The organism is Bradyrhizobium sp. CCGE-LA001 (assembly GCF_000296215.2).
In the GTDB taxonomy this organism is placed as follows: domain Bacteria; phylum Pseudomonadota; class Alphaproteobacteria; order Rhizobiales; family Xanthobacteraceae; genus Bradyrhizobium.
In genome coordinates this window covers 6,759,829-6,780,071 of sequence record NZ_CP013949.1, presented here as the reverse complement: position 1 = coordinate 6,780,071, position 20,243 = coordinate 6,759,829, and the positions used below count along the sequence as shown (strand labels likewise).

4 protein-coding genes and 2 pseudogenes are annotated in these 20,243 nt (G+C 61.8%); 2 read left to right on the top strand and 4 right to left on the bottom strand.

From position 1 onward, the window contains the following. Window positions 1–311: 311 nt before the first annotated feature. From tnpC to BCCGELA001_RS37650, 3 genes and pseudogenes are all read right to left on the bottom strand, one after another. A pseudogene (gene tnpC / locus BCCGELA001_RS30930) lies at window positions 312–1,914 on the bottom strand (IS66 family transposase); the annotation flags it as partial. A 989-nt stretch (window positions 1,915–2,903) separates the two neighbouring features. Continuing rightward, complete coding sequence (locus BCCGELA001_RS39140) at window positions 2,904–3,104, bottom strand: recombinase family protein (protein ID WP_236840790.1); 201 nt, start codon at window positions 3,102–3,104, stop codon at window positions 2,904–2,906. Further along, window positions 3,083–3,289 (bottom strand): hypothetical protein, encoded by a 207-nt coding sequence (locus BCCGELA001_RS37650; protein WP_144441589.1) that lies wholly within the window; start codon window positions 3,287–3,289, stop codon window positions 3,083–3,085. Before BCCGELA001_RS37650 ends, BCCGELA001_RS39140 begins: the two co-directional genes overlap by 22 nt. A gap of 495 nt (window positions 3,290–3,784) precedes the next feature. On the opposite strand from BCCGELA001_RS37650, the gene BCCGELA001_RS30920 reads away from it, so the two are divergent. After that, entirely contained in the window at window positions 3,785–4,171 is a 387-nt protein-coding gene (locus tag BCCGELA001_RS30920) for an ectoine synthase (RefSeq protein ID WP_008545645.1), read from the top strand. Window positions 4,172–4,262: 91 nt separating this feature from the next. Here BCCGELA001_RS30920 and BCCGELA001_RS39565 read toward each other — a convergent pair. Further along, a pseudogene (locus BCCGELA001_RS39565) lies at window positions 4,263–5,321 on the bottom strand (IS3 family transposase); the annotation flags it as partial. A 726-nt stretch (window positions 5,322–6,047) separates the two neighbouring features. Here BCCGELA001_RS39565 and BCCGELA001_RS36560 point away from each other — a divergent pair. Continuing rightward, window positions 6,048–20,216, top strand: a complete 14,169-nt coding sequence (locus BCCGELA001_RS36560) for a non-ribosomal peptide synthetase (protein ID WP_158511662.1) — start codon at window positions 6,048–6,050, stop codon at window positions 20,214–20,216. The last annotated feature ends 27 nt before the right edge of the window (window positions 20,217–20,243 follow it).

Here is a 20,243-nt window from a genome sequence, read left to right as displayed (position 1 = left end):
CGTGTGGCGATGCAGAGTATCCATCTGAGCTAGGCCGCGGACAAGGGCTTACCGATTCCACTGCTTGAGGAGTTCGGGGTCTTCCTTGTGCATCCTGATGAGCTCCATCAGGTTTTCGATGCCGAAGCCGGTGAACGCCATGACCTGGTCGTCACCTATGCCGTACAGATGAGGCCATCCTCTGTGTCCATTCCGTTGGCCACGTCCCAGAGCCAGTCCTCGTCTTCGCCGAGGTCTTTTGCGACGAAGCGATGGTGAAGACGGCGTAAACCTTGTTGACGTGCATGGCTACGCCGCCTGGGCAGAGAACCTCGACGCAGGCGGCGTCGGTTCCAGGGCAACAACTCGCGCACGCGGTTCTGCGGTATGTCGGCGATGCGCGCGAAGACATCGGCAAGCCAGGCTTTCGGGTCGATGTCGTTGAGACGCGCCGTCATGATGAGCGTGGCCATCACGGCAGCCAGCTCGGCGCCGCGATCAGAACCGGCGAACAACCATGCCTTTCTTCCCAATGCAAAACCGCGCAACGCTCGCTCTGCTGCATTGTTCGTCATGCAGACCTTCCGTCGTGGACAAGGCGGGCAAAGCCTTCCCAACGGTTGAGCAGATAGTTGATCGGCTTAATCACGTTGGACGAACGCGAGAGCCGGGCAGATTCCGCCCGGAGCCAAGTCTCAAGGTCGGTCAGCAGTGGCGCGCTTCTTTCCCGGCGGATCTGCAGCCGCTCCTCGGCGCTTAGCCCATAGATGTCGCGCTCGATCTCGAACAATGGTCAATCCGACGAACCGCTTCCAACGCAATGGGCGAGATCGCCGTCGCCGATCTTCCGCGACGAGCGTTCTGGGCGATGTCGGCAAGTTCGAAGAACGCCCTCCGGCCATGTGCCCAACAGAAGGCGGGCGTGGCCGGCAACGCCTTGCGTCCGGGATCGAAGAGAGCATTGAACCCGCTATACGCGTCGGCCTCCAGGATGCCGGCGAAGTTCTGAAGATGCCGCGCGGGATGCTCGCCACGCCGATCACGTGAGGCGTAGAACAGCGCCGCCGGTGGATCTCGCCCGCCGAATGGCCGATCGTCGCGAACATAGGTCCAAATCCGGCCGGTATCCGCCTTGCCCTTCGCCAGGATCGGGATCTTGGTATCGTCGCCGTGGAGCCTGTCGGCGGAGAGCACATAGGCTTCGATCAGTTCAAAGATCGGCCTGACCGCAAAGGCTCCCGCGCCCACTTGGTCCGCTAACGTCGAGACCGACGGGCGATCCCCTCGCATTTGAAGCGCTGGCTCTGTCGATTTAGCGGCTGATGCTGACCAAATTTGCCGAACAGGATCGTCGCCACAAGGTCGGTCCGATATAGCCCCGCGGCGTGGCATGGAACGGCGCCGGCGGCTGCGTGATCGCCTCGCAATCCCGACAACTGAACTTCTCCCGGACTGTGTCGATCACCTTGAACCGGCGTGGGATCTCCTCCAGGGTCGAGGTCACGCTTTCGCCGAGCTTCGACAGCCGCGCCGAGCCGCAGCAGGGGCATTGCGTCGGAGCCGGCAGGACCACGCGTTCTCGCACGATGTCGTCGGGGAAGGGTTGACGCACCGGCCGCTTGCGCTCAAACGAACGCACTGTCTGCGTCTTCCCGGCCGCTTTCTCGGCAGCGAGTTCATCCTCGGTCGCGTCCGCCTCGAGTTCCTCAAGCTCAAGCTCCAGCTGATCGAGCAGCCGTGCCGACCGCTCGGAGCGAGTGCCATATATCGTGCGTCGAAGCTTCTCGATCTCGAGCTTGAGATGGGCAATCAGTGCTTCGGTGCTCGATTGCTTCGCCTGCGCATTGGCCGCCTCACCAAGCCGGGTTTCCGCCGCAAGCCTGGCCGTGCGTTCGGCCAAATCATTGCATGCGCGGCGGCAATATCGAGCGGCATGTCGGCGCTGGAGTCCATGGCCAGATGGAATCACATTCGATGCCAAACTTACCAAACTTAAATGACAGCTCGATCTCGATCCGACGCTCCGTCGAATCTGCGGGCGCGCTCTCCGATGACGCCGCCACCGAGTCGCGCGCAACCCCTCGGCCACAACCGCCACAAAGACAGCCCCGGATTTGGTCCGGGTCGCCGCGAACGCTCTTCGCCAAGTCACCAATAAAGAACGCGACAAGCCGTATCGCCGCGCTGTCGCCGCAACCAGGCGGGGCTCGGACATGCTTTCTAAAACAATCCGCGCCTCCAGGCGATTCAGAGTACTGATCGTATGGCTGTCAATACGTACAGTTCTCAAACATCAGGCCAGCCCGCCGCAAGGCGGCTCCCCTCGGAGGCTTACGACCAAGTCCGCATTCTAGAAAAACTACGCCGTTGCTTCCAGGCACTTCCAGAGGGCGATTGCTGAAATCGACAAATCCATCGATCATCTTCAGAAAACGAAAAATGGAGGGAGACGAGCGGATCAGGAGGGAGTACGTCGTAGACACCGCCGATGCTGCAACGACAAACTCTGCTGAAGTTCCGGCTTCTGACCGCGTTGTCCTGATCGAGCACAACAGCGCTGGCTAGCGCGAGGCTGAAGAAGCGCTCGGCGATCTTGAGAATGACCTGCAGTCGGCTAATCATTTTCCGGACCAGCCCGAGGAAGAAGACCAGTTCGTCGCCGAAATCTCATCGGCGCGGCGGCTTTTGCAGGGCGCCCGGGTGCGGATCGTCGCCGTCGTTTGAGCTTCTAAAGCCGCTCCTCGCCATGGCAGTGCGGGAAATTATCCAGCACCCGGTCACGTCTCTCCTGCAGGGCCATCTTGATGTCGTTGAGCTCCCGCGCTACGGTTGCTTCATCGATGCCGATGGCTGACCACAGAGCGTCAGCTTGCCAAAGATCAATTCGACGAGCCGGCTTGCCACGAATGGTCGATGGCCCCCATTCAGCGCGCTTGAGGTGCAGGCACACCTTCTCGGTTCAGCTCCAAAGCGATTGTGCGTGAGGGCTTGCCGGCGAGGTAATCTGTGAACGTGCGGCGAATAACAGCCGCTTCGGCCTTGTTGATGGCACGGTCACCGGCCTGATACCTTCTCGACGGCGCGCTTTCAAGTGGTACGAAGCTTACGTGACCTCCCGCAACCATTTGGCCTGATCGCCGCGCTCGTGATGGATCTTCACGTTGGCGAGATGCGCCTTCATGCCCTCAATCACGTTGTCAATTGGCATCACGTTGAGGGTGGATCCTGCTGGAAAATAGCGTTGTTTTGGCGAGGTGCACACAACCGGAAGATGGACCACCATTGTCCACTCTCCAACGATCGTCGCCACTGCCCCTCCGCGGTCGTGTGTTGAGCTATGTCTCGTTGAAGACATTGATGTCACGAGCGTGACGGCACGACGCGAACTAGCGCGGCGAGAGCGCATTGTTTTTTCAGGAGTGTTTTCACTACGTCGTTGGCACATCGGTTGCTTGAGAGGGAGCATGCGTCGCGACCACAACAATCTAGCAGCTCACTTCTAAGAGTTCAGATGAAATTCGCTCAATCGATCCTGATGCTAGCGCAGCCGCGCGCGCCATGGTGGCGAGGTCTCTCATGTCATGAGGGCTACGGCTTCCCGGCGAGGTCAGGAGGCCGTATCAGGAATGGGCGAATGGGAGTGGAGGACATGGATTGGCGGGCTCTTGCCGGCCTGGCCCGTCCAAATAGCCATACCTGGGCTTTCCGCTCCGGGAGCGCGCGGGAGCCGCGCTTCTAGCTCAGAACAATGGCCTGCGCGCTTCCAGAATAGTGACTTGCACCTGTATTCCTGGAATCAAACAATATGATTGTGCGTAGCCTGCACGATGTTGAAGCGACCGAGCACTTCGTCGATTGGGGCAATGGTACTAGCCACCGCCTCCTGACGACTAGGGACGGCATGGGCTTTAGCATCTGCCACACCGTAGTGCGCGCTAACACCGTCTCGCTTCTGCAATACCGCAATCATCTCGAAGCCTGCTACTGCATCGCCGGAGAGGGCGAGGTGGAAGACATGAACGGCAATGTCTTCCCCATTCAACAGGGCGACATGTATGCGCTCGACAAGCATGACAAGCATCTTTTGCGCGCGGGACGGCACAAGGATCTGATCCTCGTTAGTATCTTCAACCCGCCCCTCAACGGAACCGAACGCCACAAGCTCAACGACCCGGCAGGCTCGGCATACTAAGCAACGTGAACCAGCCTCGGGCGTGCTCTGGAGGCCATTTGGTTCGAGTTATGCTGGCATAGCTGGTTGTCCGGCCATTGTCCGGGCTCGGCGGGGGAATGATGTTCCAAGGAGCCGTCAATTGTTGACCAATCGACCAATTCGACGGTGGAAATTCGACAGCCTCGAAGCTTCGCCATGGCGCGGCCGATAAATCACGTCGGCCTTCTAGGGGGGAGGGTACGGCGAGAGCGTCGTCACAGGATCTCCGACACTGCCGACAAATGCTCCGCGCGCACTTCAGTCAGGCACTCGGTGTAGCTGATCGAGAGGTATTGGGCAGCCATATCGCTATGGCCCAAGAGCGCCGCGACGGACCAGCCGCCGCAGGGTCTGCTCTAGCGTATCGAACACGAAGTGGGCGCTTGTCGTGCACTAGGCCTGCCACTTCACGATCCTTCGAGGATAGGGGCGACGTAGACGGAGCCGGTCGAGGTCGCGATATAGGTGAAGTCTTAGAAGGGCATTCGGTCGTGACGCCTTGAACTGGCAGTTGACGTATCCAGCTGGCAAGCCGCCACCTTGTCGCTGATCATGGTCTTGACAGTCTTGCCGCGGATACTCTTGCGGACCGATGCCCCGCCTTAATGGCGAGACAGTGGAACGCGCAATATCAAAAGATCTCTGCGCTTGAATTGGCTTTAGACCTCGCGCGCGCGCTACACGGAGAAGTTCTGATGAAGATGCGCCGAACCTCGATCTTCGGCGCCGCATCCTGCCGGGCGCGCTCTGACAGCTTGGCCGGATCGGCATAGGACGTCGAAAGGGCGCTCGGCAAGCCCCATGATGATCGTCAATGAAGGCGATCATCGCTTGAACATGGCGGTCGACCCCGCCATCGCAAAAATAGTCGCTCGCCTTGCGCGGATCTAGCCCAAGCTCGCGGTTCTCCGGTTCCAGCGCCTTCAACTTCTCGGTCGGAACGCCGGCCCGCTGCCTATTGACTTCCACCTTCTTGGCCCAGTCATGCAGCATCTCCGGTGTGCAGCCGATCTTGGCCGCAATCGAGGCCCGCCGCCGAGCGCGACGGATGCTCGCTGGCGTGATCCAGAACCATCCGATCATAGGGGCGGACCTCGGGTGAAAACTTGTTCGCCGTCTTGCTTGTCATGGCTCCATCCTCGAGGACTTGGAGCCTCCGGCAAACTTTGGGGCGGTTCAACGGCCTGTGGAGTTGGTGAATCGTCCAGCTCTTCGAGCCACAGGAATGCGCCCGCCAACGACTTCGCAGCCGCCCCGATCCACGAGCACGCCCACTGCGAGTACCAGTGGCCGCAATCACGCATTCTTGGAATTTCAAGAGAGCCACACCCCAGAAGGCGGTGCGGCGGCCCGGAAAAATCGCTTTGACGTTCTAGGTCCCGCTTTTCTTTGCCCGGAACACATCGGCCGAAATTTCAGAAGCCTTGGGCCGATTGATAGCGCGCTCAGTTGGTACGATGTCCGACGAGGTCGGATAAGCGACATAGCAGGCTAAGGCCTAGCATACTGACAAAGAACGATTCCTCCGTTGGCACAGTACATGCGTAGTCTCCTCTATAGAAGCGTTCTGACTGAGGAGCCGTCGTCCGATGATCTTTACTCAGACCAGGCTGAGATGGCCGCTGCGATTCTGCCGGAGACGATTTCTGGAGGCGTGCGGCCTGCCCGCGACATTGGGAAGATCTTGGCTGGGCCTAAGAGCTTCTGCACCGCCAATGCCCCTACATTGCGCAAGCGACTGCGGGCGCGGTTATCCCAAGCAAATTCGAACCAGTGTGGCTGATTTGAGTCGCTTCGTGGCGCGACGCCCGTGGTGGGAATGCCAGCTTGATGGATCGACTGCAGGAGGATGAAGATGTCGTATCGCGTATCTCCGGCGCGCGGGAGCGTCTGCCAGCCAGGCGATCAGGATAGGCTATCTGCGCGATCGATCTCCTCTACCGTCTTTGTCGGCAGTGGTACGCTCGCTATCAGGTGTGTGCAGCTGGCAATTGAGATGGGCCACGTCATTGGTGCAGCATTGTGTGCTGACGGCATATTCCGCGATTGGGCTGTTCGCTCGAACATCCCGTCTATAGCAAGCGTTGAAGAGCTCTCTACTTTTTTGATGGCCGCGCCGGTAGATTTGATTTTCTCAGTTGCCAACCCGTTCATACTGCCAGCGGATGTATTGGAGTGGGTTCGTCGAGGGGCTTTTAATTGCCACGACGGTCCATTGCCACAATATGCGGGAGCGCACGTGACGTCCTGGGCGCTGCTGGCGCATGAGTCCGAATATGCCATCAATTGGCACTCGATCGATGACGGTATTGATACCGGTGACGTCGTGGTTCAGCACCAGGTGTTGATTGCGCCCACCGATACGGCACTGACCCTGAATCTTAAGTGCCATAAAGCCGCGATCGAAGGCTTCCGCAAGCTCTTAACTGGCCTCGAGAACGGGACGCTTTTAGCCCATCCACAGGCACTGGTGGACAGAAGCTACTTTCCGAGACATCGACGCCCAGATTCCGCGGGCTGTCTCCGGTGGGATCAATCCGCGCAAGAGATATCGGCGATGACACGGGCCCTAGACTTTGGGCCGTATGATCTAAATCCAATGTGTCTGCCCAAGGCTCTCATAGGCGATCAGGCTGTCAAAGTCAGTAACTTGAAGGTGTCGGCTCGAAGCTCGGGCAGTCCGGCAGGTTCCCTGATTGAAGTCCACTCGAGCCTTTGGCGTGTGGCGACGGCCACCGAGGATGTCGATGTTTGCTTTGACGAACTCGATGGGCGGATGCTGGACGCGCGAGCCCTCGCCAGGCATTTCAATGTGGATGAAGGCAGTCGCCTCCCGATCTTGAGCGATGTACAGGCGCGGAGCATAACTGCCACCCATGAAACGCTGGCGCCTCTGGAGGATTTTTGGCGACGACGGCTCGGACAGTTTAAAACATTGCATCCTCCTTTCCTGTCATCGTCCGTGGCTGCGGCGCCGCCCGCATGGCAGTCGAGTTCGTGGTTCAGTCCAAGTGCCTTGGCTAAACTGTCCCCGCTCGATTGCTCGGAATACTTGGCAACGGTTTGGCTGATCTATCTCGCCCGCATCACAGGAGAAACAGAGTTTCAGCTGGGATGGACGCCTGCATCGGATGCATCGCAAGCTGCCGCCGAAGCGCTGGAGGTGTTGATCTCCCCTGTCGTGCCGATGGAAGTGACCATTGAGCTTGCTAATGATCTCGAAGAAGTGCGCAAGACCGTAGCGGCCGAATTCACTCAGCTGAGGGCGCACGGTAGCTTTGCCCGGGATCTTATCACGCGTTGCCCGGTCTTGCGAGATATGGAGGCGCTACGCTCGCGCCGACCCTGGCCGATTGGCATTGCAATCACGACAGAGAGCTGCTCGGTGGCTGGCGATCTGATGAGCAGTCACAGAGCTGGCCCGGCCCTATGCGGCGATTTGCTGACCTTTGAGATTTGCGCTCTGGATGGGAGCTTCCGCTGGCATTTTGATGCCAATCGATTGGCGCCGAAGCAGATCGGTCGCATGACGCAGCATTTGCAGACTTTGTGGAATGGTGTGATGGCCGATGCAAGGCAGCCGGTCGGCCGCACCGACATTCTCCCGGCAGATGAACGCAACTATCTGCTGGAGGAGCTGAATCGGACGGCGGCGCCTTATCCATCGGAGCGGTTCATCCATGAGCTGTTCGAGGCGCAGGTGCAAAAGGCGCCGGAGGCGTTTGCTGCGGTCTATGAGAACGAGAGACTGAGCTATGGCGAACTCAACGCGCGAGCCAACCGGTTAGCGCATCATCTGATCGGGCTCGGGGTCAAGCCGGACCAGCTGGTGGCGATCTGCCTGGAACGCGGCTTGGCAATGGTGGTTGGTGTCTTGGCGATCCTGAAGGCTGGGGGTGCCTATTTGCCGCTCGATCCGGCTTATCCGTCGGCGCGGCTGCGGCAGATTGTCGACGATGCCGCGCCGCGACTGCTGCTTTGTGATGCCGCCGGTCGAACCGCATTGGGCGCCGAGGCCGTGGCCGATGTCAGCGTAGTCGATCTTGATACTGCCACCCCGGTCTGGGCCGAGCGGCCGCATTCGGACCCCGACCCGCGCACGCTTGGCCTCACATCCCATCATCTCGCCTATGTGATCTACACCTCAGGCTCAACCGGAACGCCAAAGGGCGTAGAAATGTCCCACGGCGCGCTTGTGAATTCGCTCGCGGGGGTTGGCACGTCAAAACGATGCACACTTCAATTCGCTACCCTGAACTTCGATGTGTCCTCTCAGGAAATGTTCATTTGCTGGAAGGACGGTGGACTGCTCGTACTTGTGCGGGAAGAGACCCGTAGGCACTTCTCCGAGTTACTCGAATTCATGGAAAAGGAGGGGATCGAGCGACTTTTCCTCCCATTCGTAGCATTGAACCATTTTGCGGAGGTCTGGGGCGCGCAGCAAGTGAAGCTGTCCTCTTTGACTGAGGTTTATACAGCGGGTGAGCAACTGCAGGCCACTCCACTGCTGAGGGCCTTCTTCGAAGCACACCCAAAGGCGAGATTGATCAATCAATACGGGTCCACGGAAATCAGCGTCATTGCCGAGCATCACCTTGCAGCTGACCCATCATGTTGGCCCCAGTTGCCTCCCATCGGCCGTCCGATTGCGAACACGCGGGTGTATCTGCTGGATGGTCATGGCGCGCCCGTGCCGTTCGGGGCGGTGGGCGAGCTTTACATTGGCGGGGCGGGAGTGGCGCGGGGCTATCTGAACCGCCCCGAGCTGACAGAAGAGCGGTTCATCGCCAGTCCCTTTGTGGACGGCGATCGGCTGTACAGGACCGGCGACCTCGGGCGTTATCTGCCGGACGGCAATCTGGAGTTCCTGGGCCGCAACGACGACCAAGTGAAGATCCGCGGCTTCCGCATCGAGCCGGGCGAGATCGCGGCGCGGCTTTGTGAGCACGCCTTTGTGCGCGATGCGGTGGTGGTGGCGCAACAGGATGGCCGCGGTGACAAGCACCTCGTCGGCTATGTGGTGTGTGCGCCCGAAGCTCAATCGGATGAGGTGGATGGCCCTGACCTTGCCAACACCCTGCGCGCGCACCTAAGTGCGCGGCTGCCGGACTACATGGTGCCGTCGGCGTTCGTGCGGCTATCGGGGCTGCCGCTGACGGTGAACGGCAAGCTCGACCGCAAGGCACTGCCGGCGCCGGCTGACGATGCCTATGCGCGGGCGGCCTATGAGGCGCCGCAGGGCGCAGTCGAGGCGGCGTTGGCGGGGATCTGGGCCGAGCTTCTCGGGCTGGAGCGGGTCGGACGCAACGACCACTTCTTCGAACTGGGCGGCCACTCGCTCTTAGCGGTGCAAGTGTCGAGCCGGCTGTCACAGGCTGTTGGGGTCGAACTGCCGCTATCGACGCTGTTCGCCACGCCGGTGCTGGCCGATCTTGCCGCAAGCCTTCGTCCTCATGAGGTGGCGGTACCTGCCAGCTTGATCACCGAGCAGAGTACGGCGATCACGCCGCAGATGCTGCCGCTGATCGAGCTGGCCCAGCCTGAGATCGACCGGATCGTCGCCACGGTGCCTGGTGGCGTCCGCAACATCCAGGACATTTATGCGCTGTCGCCGCTGCAGGACGGCATCCTGTTCCATCATCTGCTGGCCAGCCGGGGCGATCCCTATCTGCTGGTGTCGCAGATGGCGTTTGCCGACCGTAGCCTGTTGGAGCGCTATCTTGATGCGGTTCAGCAAGTGGTGAACCGGCACGACATCCTGCGTACGGCCTTTGTCTGGGAGGGACTGTCGAGCCCGGTCCAGGTGGTGTGGCGTCGTGCGTCGCTTGAGGTGAGCGAGGTCGAGCTGGATGGCTGTGATGGTTCTGGCGCCGATGAGCTGCGGCGCCGGTTTGATCCGCGCCGGCAGCGCATCGATCTTGGCCGGGCACCCTTGTTGCGGTTTGTGACCGCGCGCGATCCCGGCAGCGGGCGCTGGCTGCTGCTGGAGCTGCAGCATCATTTGATCGGGGATCACACGACGCTGGACGTGAGGCATGCGGAGGTGCGTGCCATACTGGCAGGGCGGGCCCATGAACTGGCCGCGCCGCTGCCGTTCCGTAATCTGGTGGCGCAGGCGCGTCTTGCTGTTGATGCCAAGGCGCATGAAGAGTTCTTCCGAGGGCTGCTGGCCGACATCGACGAGCCGACCATGCCGTTCGGGCTAAGCGAGGTCTACGGCGACGGCAGCGGCGTCGGCGAGGCGCATCGGATGCTGCCGCAAGCGCTCAACGAGCGGCTGCGCGAACAGGCGCGGCGGCTCGGGGTGAGCCTGGCCAGCCTGTGCCATCTGGCCTGGGGGCAGGTGGTGGCGCGCAGCAGCGGCCGAGAGCAGGTGGTGTTCGGCACGGTGCTGTTCGGCCGGATGCATGCGGGTGCGGGCGCCGACCGCACAATGGGCCTGTTCATCAACACCCTGCCTGTGCGGCTTGCCTTGGACGAGACCGGGGTTGCGGCGAGCGTGCGCAGCACCCACGCGCAGCTTTCCGAGCTGCTGGCGCACGAGCATGCCTCGCTGGCGCTGGCGCAACGCTGCAGCGGCGTTGCGGCGCCGGTGCCGCTGTTCAGCGCGCTGTTGAACTACCGCCATAACAGGCCGGCAGCCACGCCCGGCTCCGGAACGGATGATGTCCTGTCGGGCATGGAATGGCTCGGCGGCGAGGAGCGCACCAACTATCCCGTGACCCTGTCGGTCGAGGATTATGGCGAAGCGCTCGGCCTGACGGCGCAGGTGGCGGAGCCTGTCTCTGCGGATCGGGTCTGCGGCTATATGCAGCGGGCGCTCGAGCAACTGGCGCAAGCGCTGGAGCATGCCCCCAACACGCCGGTGCGCGAGCTCGACATCCTGCCGGCCGACGAACGCAGCTACCTGCTGGAGGAGTTGAACCGGACCGCCGCGGCCTACCCGACAGAGCGGTGCATCCATGAGCTGTTCGAGGCGCAGGTGCAAAGGGCGCCGGAGGCGGTGGCGGTGGTCCACGAGAACGAGTGCCTGAGCTATGGTGAGCTCAACGCGCGGGCCAACCGGTTGGCGCATCATCTGATCGCACTCGGAGTGAGGCCGGGAGATAGCATTGCGACAGTGCTCGACCGCTCCGTCGCTCTTGTAGTGGCGCAGCTGGCGATCCTGAAGGCAGGCGGAGTGTATGTGCCGATCGATCGCGGCCTTCCATCTGCGCGACAAGAATGGCTGATGGCTGATTGTGCTGCCCGCCTGGTGCTTAGCCGGATCGACGGTGATGATCTGATTGAGGCGACGATACCTGTCCTGGCTATTGAGCCGCTCATAGTTGGAACGGGATGCATTTCCGATCCTGGCCTAGCGTTGAGCGCTGAGGCTGCCGCTTACGTAATGTACACCTCCGGCTCGACCGGAACTCCCAAAGGAGTTCTTGTTCCTCATCGTGCTGTCAACCGGCTCGTGATCAATAATGGATATGCGAAGATTGAGGCTGGCGATCGCGTGGCATGGGCTGGCAATCCCGCTTTCGACGCAAGCACATTCGAAGTGTGGGCGCCGTTGCTTAACGGCGGTTGCATTGTTGCAATGCAAGCTGTCACAGATACTCGCAGTTTTGCCCGGGCGCTTAGACAGCACGGGGTGACGTCGCTTTTTCTAACAACAGCATTATTCAACCAATATACATCATCGATTGCTCCGACATTAGCCCAACTTAAGTACCTCCTCTGTGGAGGAGAGCGCAATGATCTACGCTCATTTCTGAGATTGCTGAAAGAAGAAGGCCCCGTACGTCTCATTCACTGCTACGGCCCGACCGAGACGACGACCTTCGCGACAGCGTACGAAATCAACTTGAGTAACGAAACACTCCGCCGTCTCCCGATCGGCCGTCCGATTGCGAACACGCGGGTGTACCTGCTGGACGGTCATGGTGCGCCCGTGCCGTTCGGGGCGGTGGGCGAGCTTTACATTGGCGGGGCGGGAGTGGCGCGGGGCTATCTGAACCGCCCCGAGCTGACAGAAGAGCGGTTCATCGCCAGTCCCTTTGTGAACGGCGATCGGCTGTACAGGACCGGCGACCTCGGGCGTTATCTGCCGGACGGCAATCTGGAGTTCCTGGGCCGCAACGACGACCAAGTGAAGATCCGCGGCTTCCGCATCGAGCCGGGCGAGATCGCGGCGCGGCTTTGTGAGCACGCCTTTGTGCGCGATGCGGTGGTGGTGGCGCGCCAGAACTGTGCCGGCGACAAGCATCTTATCGCCTATGTGGTGGGCTCGGACGAGGCTGACTCGGACGAGCACGATGGAGGCGGGTTGGCCGGCGCCCTGCGCGCGCACCTAAGTGCGCGGCTGCCGGACTACATGGTGCCGTCGGCGTTCGTGCGGCTATCGGGGCTGCCGCTGACGGTGAACGGCAAGCTCGACCGCAAGGCACTGCCGACGCCGGCTGACGATGCCTATGCGCGGGCGGCCTATGAGGCGCCGCAGGGCGCAGTCGAGACGGCGTTGGCGCGGATCTGGGCCGAGCTTCTCGGGCTGGAGCGGGTCGGACGCAACGACCACTTCTTCGAACTGGGCGGCCACTCGCTCCTCGTGGTGCAGGTGTCGAGCCGGCTGTCACAGGCTGTTGGAGTCGAACTGCCGCTGTCGACGCTGTTCGCCACGCCGGTGCTGGCCGATCTTGCCGCAAAGATCGGCGAGGTGTTGAGCCGCTCCGGTCCCCAAGACCTGCCGGCGATTGCGGTCGTATCGCGTCATGAGCCGCTTGCGCTATCGTTTGCGCAGCAGCGGCTGTGGTTCTTGGCGCAGCTGGATGAAGGCAGCACGCACTATCACATTCCGCTAGCCTTGCGGCTGCGCGGAGTGCTCGATCGCAGCGCCTTGCAGGGCAGCCTTGACCGTCTATTTGCGCGTCACGAGGCCCTGCGTAGTGTCTTTGTCGCGCCGCAGGCCAAGCCCCGGGTTGAGATCCTGCCGCCTGAGGCCGGACTGCCGGTGCTTGAGCACGATCTACGGCAGAGGCTGGATGCGGACGCGGCACTTTTGGATCTATGCCATGAAGAGGAGCGCACGCCGTTTGATCTTGCGCGCGGGCCGCTGATACGCGGGCGTCTGGTGCGGATGTCGGATGAAGAACACGTCTTCCTGCTGACCCAGCATCACATCGTCTCGGACGGCTGGTCGATGGGCGTGCTGCTGCGTGAACTCAGTCAGCTTTACCGGGCGTTCCAGGCTGGACAGGACAATCCTTTGCCGCCGCTGGCGATCCAGTATCCGGATTATGCCGCCTGGCAACGCCAATGGTTGTCGGGGGAACGGCTGCAGAAGCAGGCGAAATATTGGCGCAACGCCCTGTCAGGCACGGCCCGTCTTGTCTTGCCGACGGACCGTGCCCGACCGGCCCAGCAGTCGTTTGCGGGGGCTAGTATTCCTATTGTCATCGATGCGGATCTGACGCGGGACTTGAAGCGGCTGAGCCGGCAACATAGCACGACGTTGTTCATGACGGTGCTGGCAGGCTGGGCGACGGTGCTGTCGCGTCTTTCAGGGCAGGACGACCTTGCGATCGGCGTGCCGAGCGCCAATCGCTGCCGGCGCGAGATCGAAGAATTGATCGGCTTCTTCGTCAACACCCTGGCGCTTCGGCTGGACCTATCGGGCGAGCCAAGCGTGTCGGAGCTTCTGGAGCGGACGCGGCGCACGGCGCTAGCTGCGCAGGAGCATCAGGACCTTCCGTTCGAGCAGGTGGTGGAGATCGTGCAGCCGCCCCGGACTCTTGACCACACGCCGTTGTTGCAGGTGATGTTGGCCTGGGAAAACAACGCGGTCAGGTCATTGGACCTGCCAGGACTGAGTGTGGAGGTTGCCTGGAGGGGGCTCGATCAGGTCAAGTTCGATCTGGAACTGAGCCTTGGCGAGCATGGCGAGGAGATCGCTGGAACATTGAGTTATGCCACAGCGCTTTTTGATCAGGCGAGGATCGAGCGGCAGCGTGGTTATCTGCTGGCGCTGCTGCGGGCGATGGCTGCCGATGCAGGCCAGGCTGTCGGCCACATCGACATCCTGCCGGCTGAGGAGCGCAACTATCTGCTGGATGATCTGAATCGAACGGCAGCGGCCTACCCGTCAGAGCGGTGCATCCATGAGCTGTTCGAGGCGCAGGTGCAAAAGACGCCGGAGGCGGTGGCGGTGGTCCACGAGGACGAGCGCCTGAGCTATGGCGAGCTCAACGCACGGGCCAATCGGCTGGCCCATCATCTGATCGCACTCGGCGTGAGGCCGGATCAGCCGGTCGCGATCTGCCTGGAGCGCAGCCTGGCGATGGTGATCGGGCTTTTGGCGATCCTGAAAGCGGGCGGTGCCTATCTGCCGCTGGACCCGACCTATCCCAGCGAGCGGCTGCGGCAGGTTGTCGACGATGCCGCGCCGCGGCTGCTGCTCTGCGATGCCGCCGGACGCGCAGCACTCGGCGCCGAGGTGCTGAACGATGTGACGGCGGTCGATCTGGACAGGGCGACGCCGGCCTGGGCTGAACGGCCGGCTTTGGACCCCGACCCGCGCACGCTCGGCCTCACATCCCGTCATCTCGCCTATGTGATCTACACCTCAGGCTCAACCGGAATTCCCAAAGGGGTACAGAATGAGCATCGGGCTATTATCAATCGCCTGATCTGGATGCAAAAGGCCTATGCACTCAATGCGGCTGATGTTGTCTTACAGAAGACCCCGTTTGGCTTCGATGTCTCGGCCTGGGAATTCTTCTGGACGTTGCTTGAAGGGGCGAAGCTGGTGCTGGCGGTTCCTGGTGCGCACAAAGACCCAGATGCGCTTGTAAACTTGATAATCGACCAACGCATCACCACTGCGCACTTTGTACCATCCATGCTGGCCAGCTTCATGGACACGAAGGGCGTTGATCGCTGCACATCGCTGCAGCGTCTCGTGTGTAGTGGTGAGGCGCTTTCTGCCTCCCTTACGCAGAAGGTTCGGCGCGTATTACCTTGGACTGGTCTGCACAATTTATATGGTCCCACGGAAGCTGCTATCGACGTAACGGCCTGGAATTGTCCGGCTGATTTTAATGAGGCAGTGGTCCCCATCGGCCGTCCGATTGCGAACACGCGGGTGTATCTGCTGGATGGTCATGGCGCGCCCGTGCCGTTCGGGGCGGTGGGCGAGCTTTACATTGGCGGGGCGGGAGTGGCGCGGGGCTATCTGAACCGCCCCGAGCTGACAGAAGAGCGGTTCATCGCCAGTCCCTTTGTGGACGGCGATCGGCTGTACAGGACCGGCGACCTCGGGCGTTATCTGCCGGACGGCAATCTGGAGTTCCTGGGCCGCAACGACGACCAAGTGAAGATCCGCGGCTTCCGCATCGAGCCGGGCGAGATCGCGGCGCGGCTTTGTGAGCACGCCTTTGTGCGCGATGCGGTGGTGGTGGCGCAACAGGATGGCCGCGGTGACAAGCACCTCGTCGGCTATGTGGTGTGTGCGCCCGAAGCTCAATCGGATGAGGTGGATGGCCCTGACCTTGCCAACACCCTGCGCGCGCACCTAAGTGCGCGGCTGCCGGACTACATGGTGCCGTCGGCGTTCGTGCGGCTATCGGGGCTGCCGCTGACGGTGAACGGCAAGCTCGACCGCAAGGCACTGCCGGCGCCGGCTGACGATGCCTATGCGCGGGCGGCCTATGAGGCGCCGCAGGGCGCAGTCGAGGCGGCGTTGGCGGGGATCTGGGCCGAGCTTCTCGGGCTGGAGCGGGTCGGACGCAACGACCACTTCTTCGAACTGGGCGGCCACTCGCTCTTAGCGGTGCAAGTGTCGAGCCGGCTGTCACAGGCTGTTGGGGTCGAACTGCCGCTATCGACGCTGTTCGCCACGCCGGTGCTGGCCGATCTTGCCGCAAGCCTTCGTCCTCATGAGGTGGCGGTACCTGCCAGCTTGATCACCGAGCAGAGTACGGCGATCACGCCGCAGATGCTGCCGCTGATCGAGCTGGCCCAGCCTGAGATCGACCGGATCGTCGCCACGGTGCCTGGTGGCGTCCGCAACATCCAGGACATTTATGCGCTGTCGCCGCTGCAGGACGGCATCCTGTTCCATCATCTGCTGGCCAGCCGGGGCGATCCCTATCTGCTGGTGTCGCAGATGGCGTTTGCCGACCGTAGCCTGTTGGAGCGCTATCTTGATGCGGTTCAGCAAGTGGTGAACCGGCACGACATCCTGCGTACGGCCTTTGTCTGGGAGGGACTGTCGAGCCCGGTCCAGGTGGTGTGGCGTCGTGCGTCGCTTGAGGTGAGCGAGGTCGAGCTGGATGGCTGTGATGGTTCTGGCGCCGATGAGCTGCGGCGCCGGTTTGATCCGCGCCGGCAGCGCATCGATCTTGGCCGGGCACCCTTGTTGCGGTTTGTGACCGCGCGCGATCCCGGCAGCGGGCGCTGGCTGCTGCTGGAGCTGCAGCATCATTTGATCGGGGATCACACGACGCTGGACGTGAGGCATGCGGAGGTGCGTGCCATACTGGCAGGGCGGGCCCATGAACTGGCCGCGCCGCTGCCGTTCCGTAATCTGGTGGCGCAGGCGCGTCTTGCTGTTGATGCCAAGGCGCATGAAGAGTTCTTCCGAGGGCTGCTGGCCGACATCGACGAGCCGACCATGCCGTTCGGGCTAAGCGAGGTCTACGGCGACGGCAGCGGCGTCGGCGAGGCGCATCGGATGCTGCCGCAAGCGCTCAACGAGCGGCTGCGCGAACAGGCGCGGCGGCTCGGGGTGAGCCTGGCCAGCCTGTGCCATCTGGCCTGGGGGCAGGTGGTGGCGCGCAGCAGCGGCCGAGAGCAGGTGGTGTTCGGCACGGTGCTGTTCGGCCGGATGCATGCGGGTGCGGGCGCCGACCGCACAATGGGCCTGTTCATCAACACCCTGCCTGTGCGGCTTGCCTTGGACGAGACCGGGGTTGCGGCGAGCGTGCGCAGCACCCACGCGCAGCTTTCCGAGCTGCTGGCGCACGAGCATGCCTCGCTGGCGCTGGCGCAACGCTGCAGCGGCGTTGCGGCGCCGGTGCCGCTGTTCAGCGCGCTGTTGAACTACCGCCATAACAGGCCGGCAGCCACGCCCGGCTCCGGAACGGATGATGTCCTGTCGGGCATGGAATGGCTCGGCGGCGAGGAGCGCACCAACTATCCCGTGACCCTGTCGGTCGAGGATTATGGCGAAGCGCTCGGCCTGACGGCGCAGGTGGCGGAGCCTGTCTCTGCGGATCGGGTCTGCGGCTATATGCAGCGGGCGCTCGAGCAACTGGCGCAAGCGCTGGAGCATGCCCCCAACACGCCGGTGCGCGAGCTCGACATCCTGCCGGCCGACGAACGCAGCTACCTGCTGGAGGAGTTGAACCGGACCGCCGCGGCCTACCCGACAGAGCGGTGCATCCATGAGCTGTTCGAGGCGCAGGTGCAAAGGGCGCCGGAGGCGGTGGCGGTGGTCCACGAGAACGAGTGCCTGAGCTATGGTGAGCTCAACGCGCGGGCCAACCGGTTGGCGCATCATCTGATCGCACTCGGAGTGAGGCCGGATCGGCCCGTGGCGATCTGCCTGGAGCGCAGCCTAGCGATGGTGGTGGGGCTCTTGGCGATCCTCAAAGCGGGCGGTGCCTATCTGCCGCTGGATCCAGCCTACCCGTCTCAGCGGCTGCGCCAGGTGCTGGGCGATGCTTCGCCGCAGCTGCTGCTTTGCGACGCGGCCGGCCGCGCCGCACTCGGCGGCGAGGTGCTGATCGATGTGACAGCGGTCGATCTGGACACGGCGACGCCGGCCTGGGCTGAACGGCCGGCTTTGGACCCCGACCCGCACATACTTGGCCTCACATCCCGCCATCTCGCCTATGTGCTCTACACCTCCGGCTCAGGGGGAAACCCAAAGGGCGTGATGGTCCAGCATCGGGGGTTGGTCAATCTGATGTTGGCTCAGGTGGGTCTTTTTGGCGCTTCTTCCAACAGCCGAGTGGTGCAGTTCGCCTCCGTTGGGTTTGATGCAAGCGCTTGGGAGCTTCTTATGGCGTTTGGCTCTGGAGCCGCATTGCACTTGCCTGCGGACGAGATCCGTCAAGCGAGCAACAAGCTCTCGGATTATCTCCGAAGCGAAGACATCACCCATGCGACGTTACCCCCAGCGATGCTTCAGGCAAGCGAGAATCTGGAATGTTTGACGTCGCAAGTTCTCATTCTTGCTGGAGAGCTGCCGAAGGCTGAACTCATCCAAAGTCTTGCCCCGGCCTCAATTGTCAACGCTTATGGCCCGACCGAAACAACGGTCTGCGCAACAGTCTGGAATTGTCCGGCTGATTTTAATGGGGCAGTGGTCCCCATCGGCCGTCCGATTGCGAACACGCGGGTGTATCTGCTGGATGGTCATGGCGCGCCCGTGCCGTTCGGGGCGGTGGGCGAGCTTTACATTGGCGGGGCGGGAGTGGCGCGGGGCTATCTGAACCGCCCCGAGCTGACAGAAGAGCGGTTCATCGCCAGTCCCTTTGTGGACGGCGATCGGCTGTACAGGACCGGCGACCTCGGGCGTTATCTGCCGGACGGCAATCTGGAGTTCCTGGGCCGCAACGACGACCAAGTGAAGATCCGCGGCTTCCGCATCGAGCCGGGCGAGATCGCGGCGCGGCTTTGTGAGCACGCCTTTGTGCGCGATGCGGTGGTGGTGGCGCGCCAGAACTGTGCCGGCGACAAGCATCTTATCGCCTATGTGGTGGGCTCGGACGAGGCTGACTCGGACGAGCACGATGGAGGCGGGTTGGCCGGCGCCCTGCGCGCGCACCTAAGTGCGCGGCTGCCGGACTACATGGTGCCGTCGGCGTTCGTGCGGCTATCGGGGCTGCCGCTGACGGTGAACGGCAAGCTCGACCGCAAGGCACTGCCGACGCCGGCTGACGATGCCTATGCGCGGGCGGCCTATGAGGCGCCGCAGGGCGCAGTCGAGACGGCGTTGGCGCGGATCTGGGCCGAGCTTCTCGGGCTGGAGCGGGTCGGACGCAACGACCACTTCTTCGAACTGGGCGGCCACTCGCTCCTCGTGGTGCAACTGCTCAGTCGCGCAGCCGATCTCGGGCTCAAATTCAGCGCGGCCGACCTCTTTCAAGCCCCCCTTCTGAAGGAAGTTGCATCGAAAGTTCATTTGGCGCCACAGCCCAGCTGTTTGAGAGCGATTCGCGTTCGAGAAGTCGGATCGCGATCACCGCTGTTCTTCGTTCCCACAGGTTTGGGCGATTGCTCCTATGTCCCCAGTTTGGCGCAAGAAATGGACGTCGATTGTCCTGTCTACGCCTTGCCATGGCCGCAATACAGTGCATTTCGATTGCCAACTCTTCAAGAGATTGCCTCGCAAGCGAGCTTGGCGATTCGCGAGATCCAGCCACGAGGTCCATATCGGTTGTCTGGATACTCATCAGGAGGAATCCTGGCTTATGCAGTTGCGCAGCAGTTACTAAACCTCAACGAAGCTGTTTCCTTCATCGGCCTCATTGACGTTGTGTTACTCGCAAATCCATCAAGGGCATCACCCACCCAAATGATACAAGAAGTAGCGTTGGAGTCTCTCGAATTGAATGACGAGAAGTTCGAAATCCTCAACCGCTTTGCTGGACAAAGTTCAATTTCCCGTCTGCTTGAAAAGGCTCAGGCAATTGGAGCGATCCCGCTGGATCGTGATCTCCGCAATGATATTCTGACGTATGAAAGGGCCACGCAGTTCCAACGGGCGCTGTGCTTGTATCAAGTTCCGTCCCTCCCAGTTGAGATACACCAATTCTATGCGGAGCGGCCTCTTAGCAGTCGGACACGTTCTCGAAGAACTTCATTAGATCCAGAAGCAGTCTCGCCTTTGCGGGGTTGGGACCGAGTTCTAAGTGCGGAGGCCATTCATGTCGTGCCAATTCCAGGCGACCACGTGACTATGGTGGATGTCCCGGAGAACCGCCAAGTTCTGGGTCGGGCGATCTCAACGGCGTTAATCGGGACTCTTAGATAGTCGTCCGTTCTTTAATCGCTCCGGCAC

Coding starts and splice junctions, on each gene's coding strand:
- BCCGELA001_RS30920 (WP_008545645.1), top strand. CDS start 3,785: ATGATTGTGCGTAGCCTGCACGATGTTGAAGCGACCGAGCACTTCGTC.
- BCCGELA001_RS36560 (WP_158511662.1), top strand. CDS start 6,048: ATGTCGTATCGCGTATCTCCGGCGCGCGGGAGCGTCTGCCAGCCAGGC.
- BCCGELA001_RS39140 (WP_236840790.1), bottom strand. CDS start 3,104: ATGGTTGCGGGAGGTCACGTAAGCTTCGTACCACTTGAAAGCGCGCCG.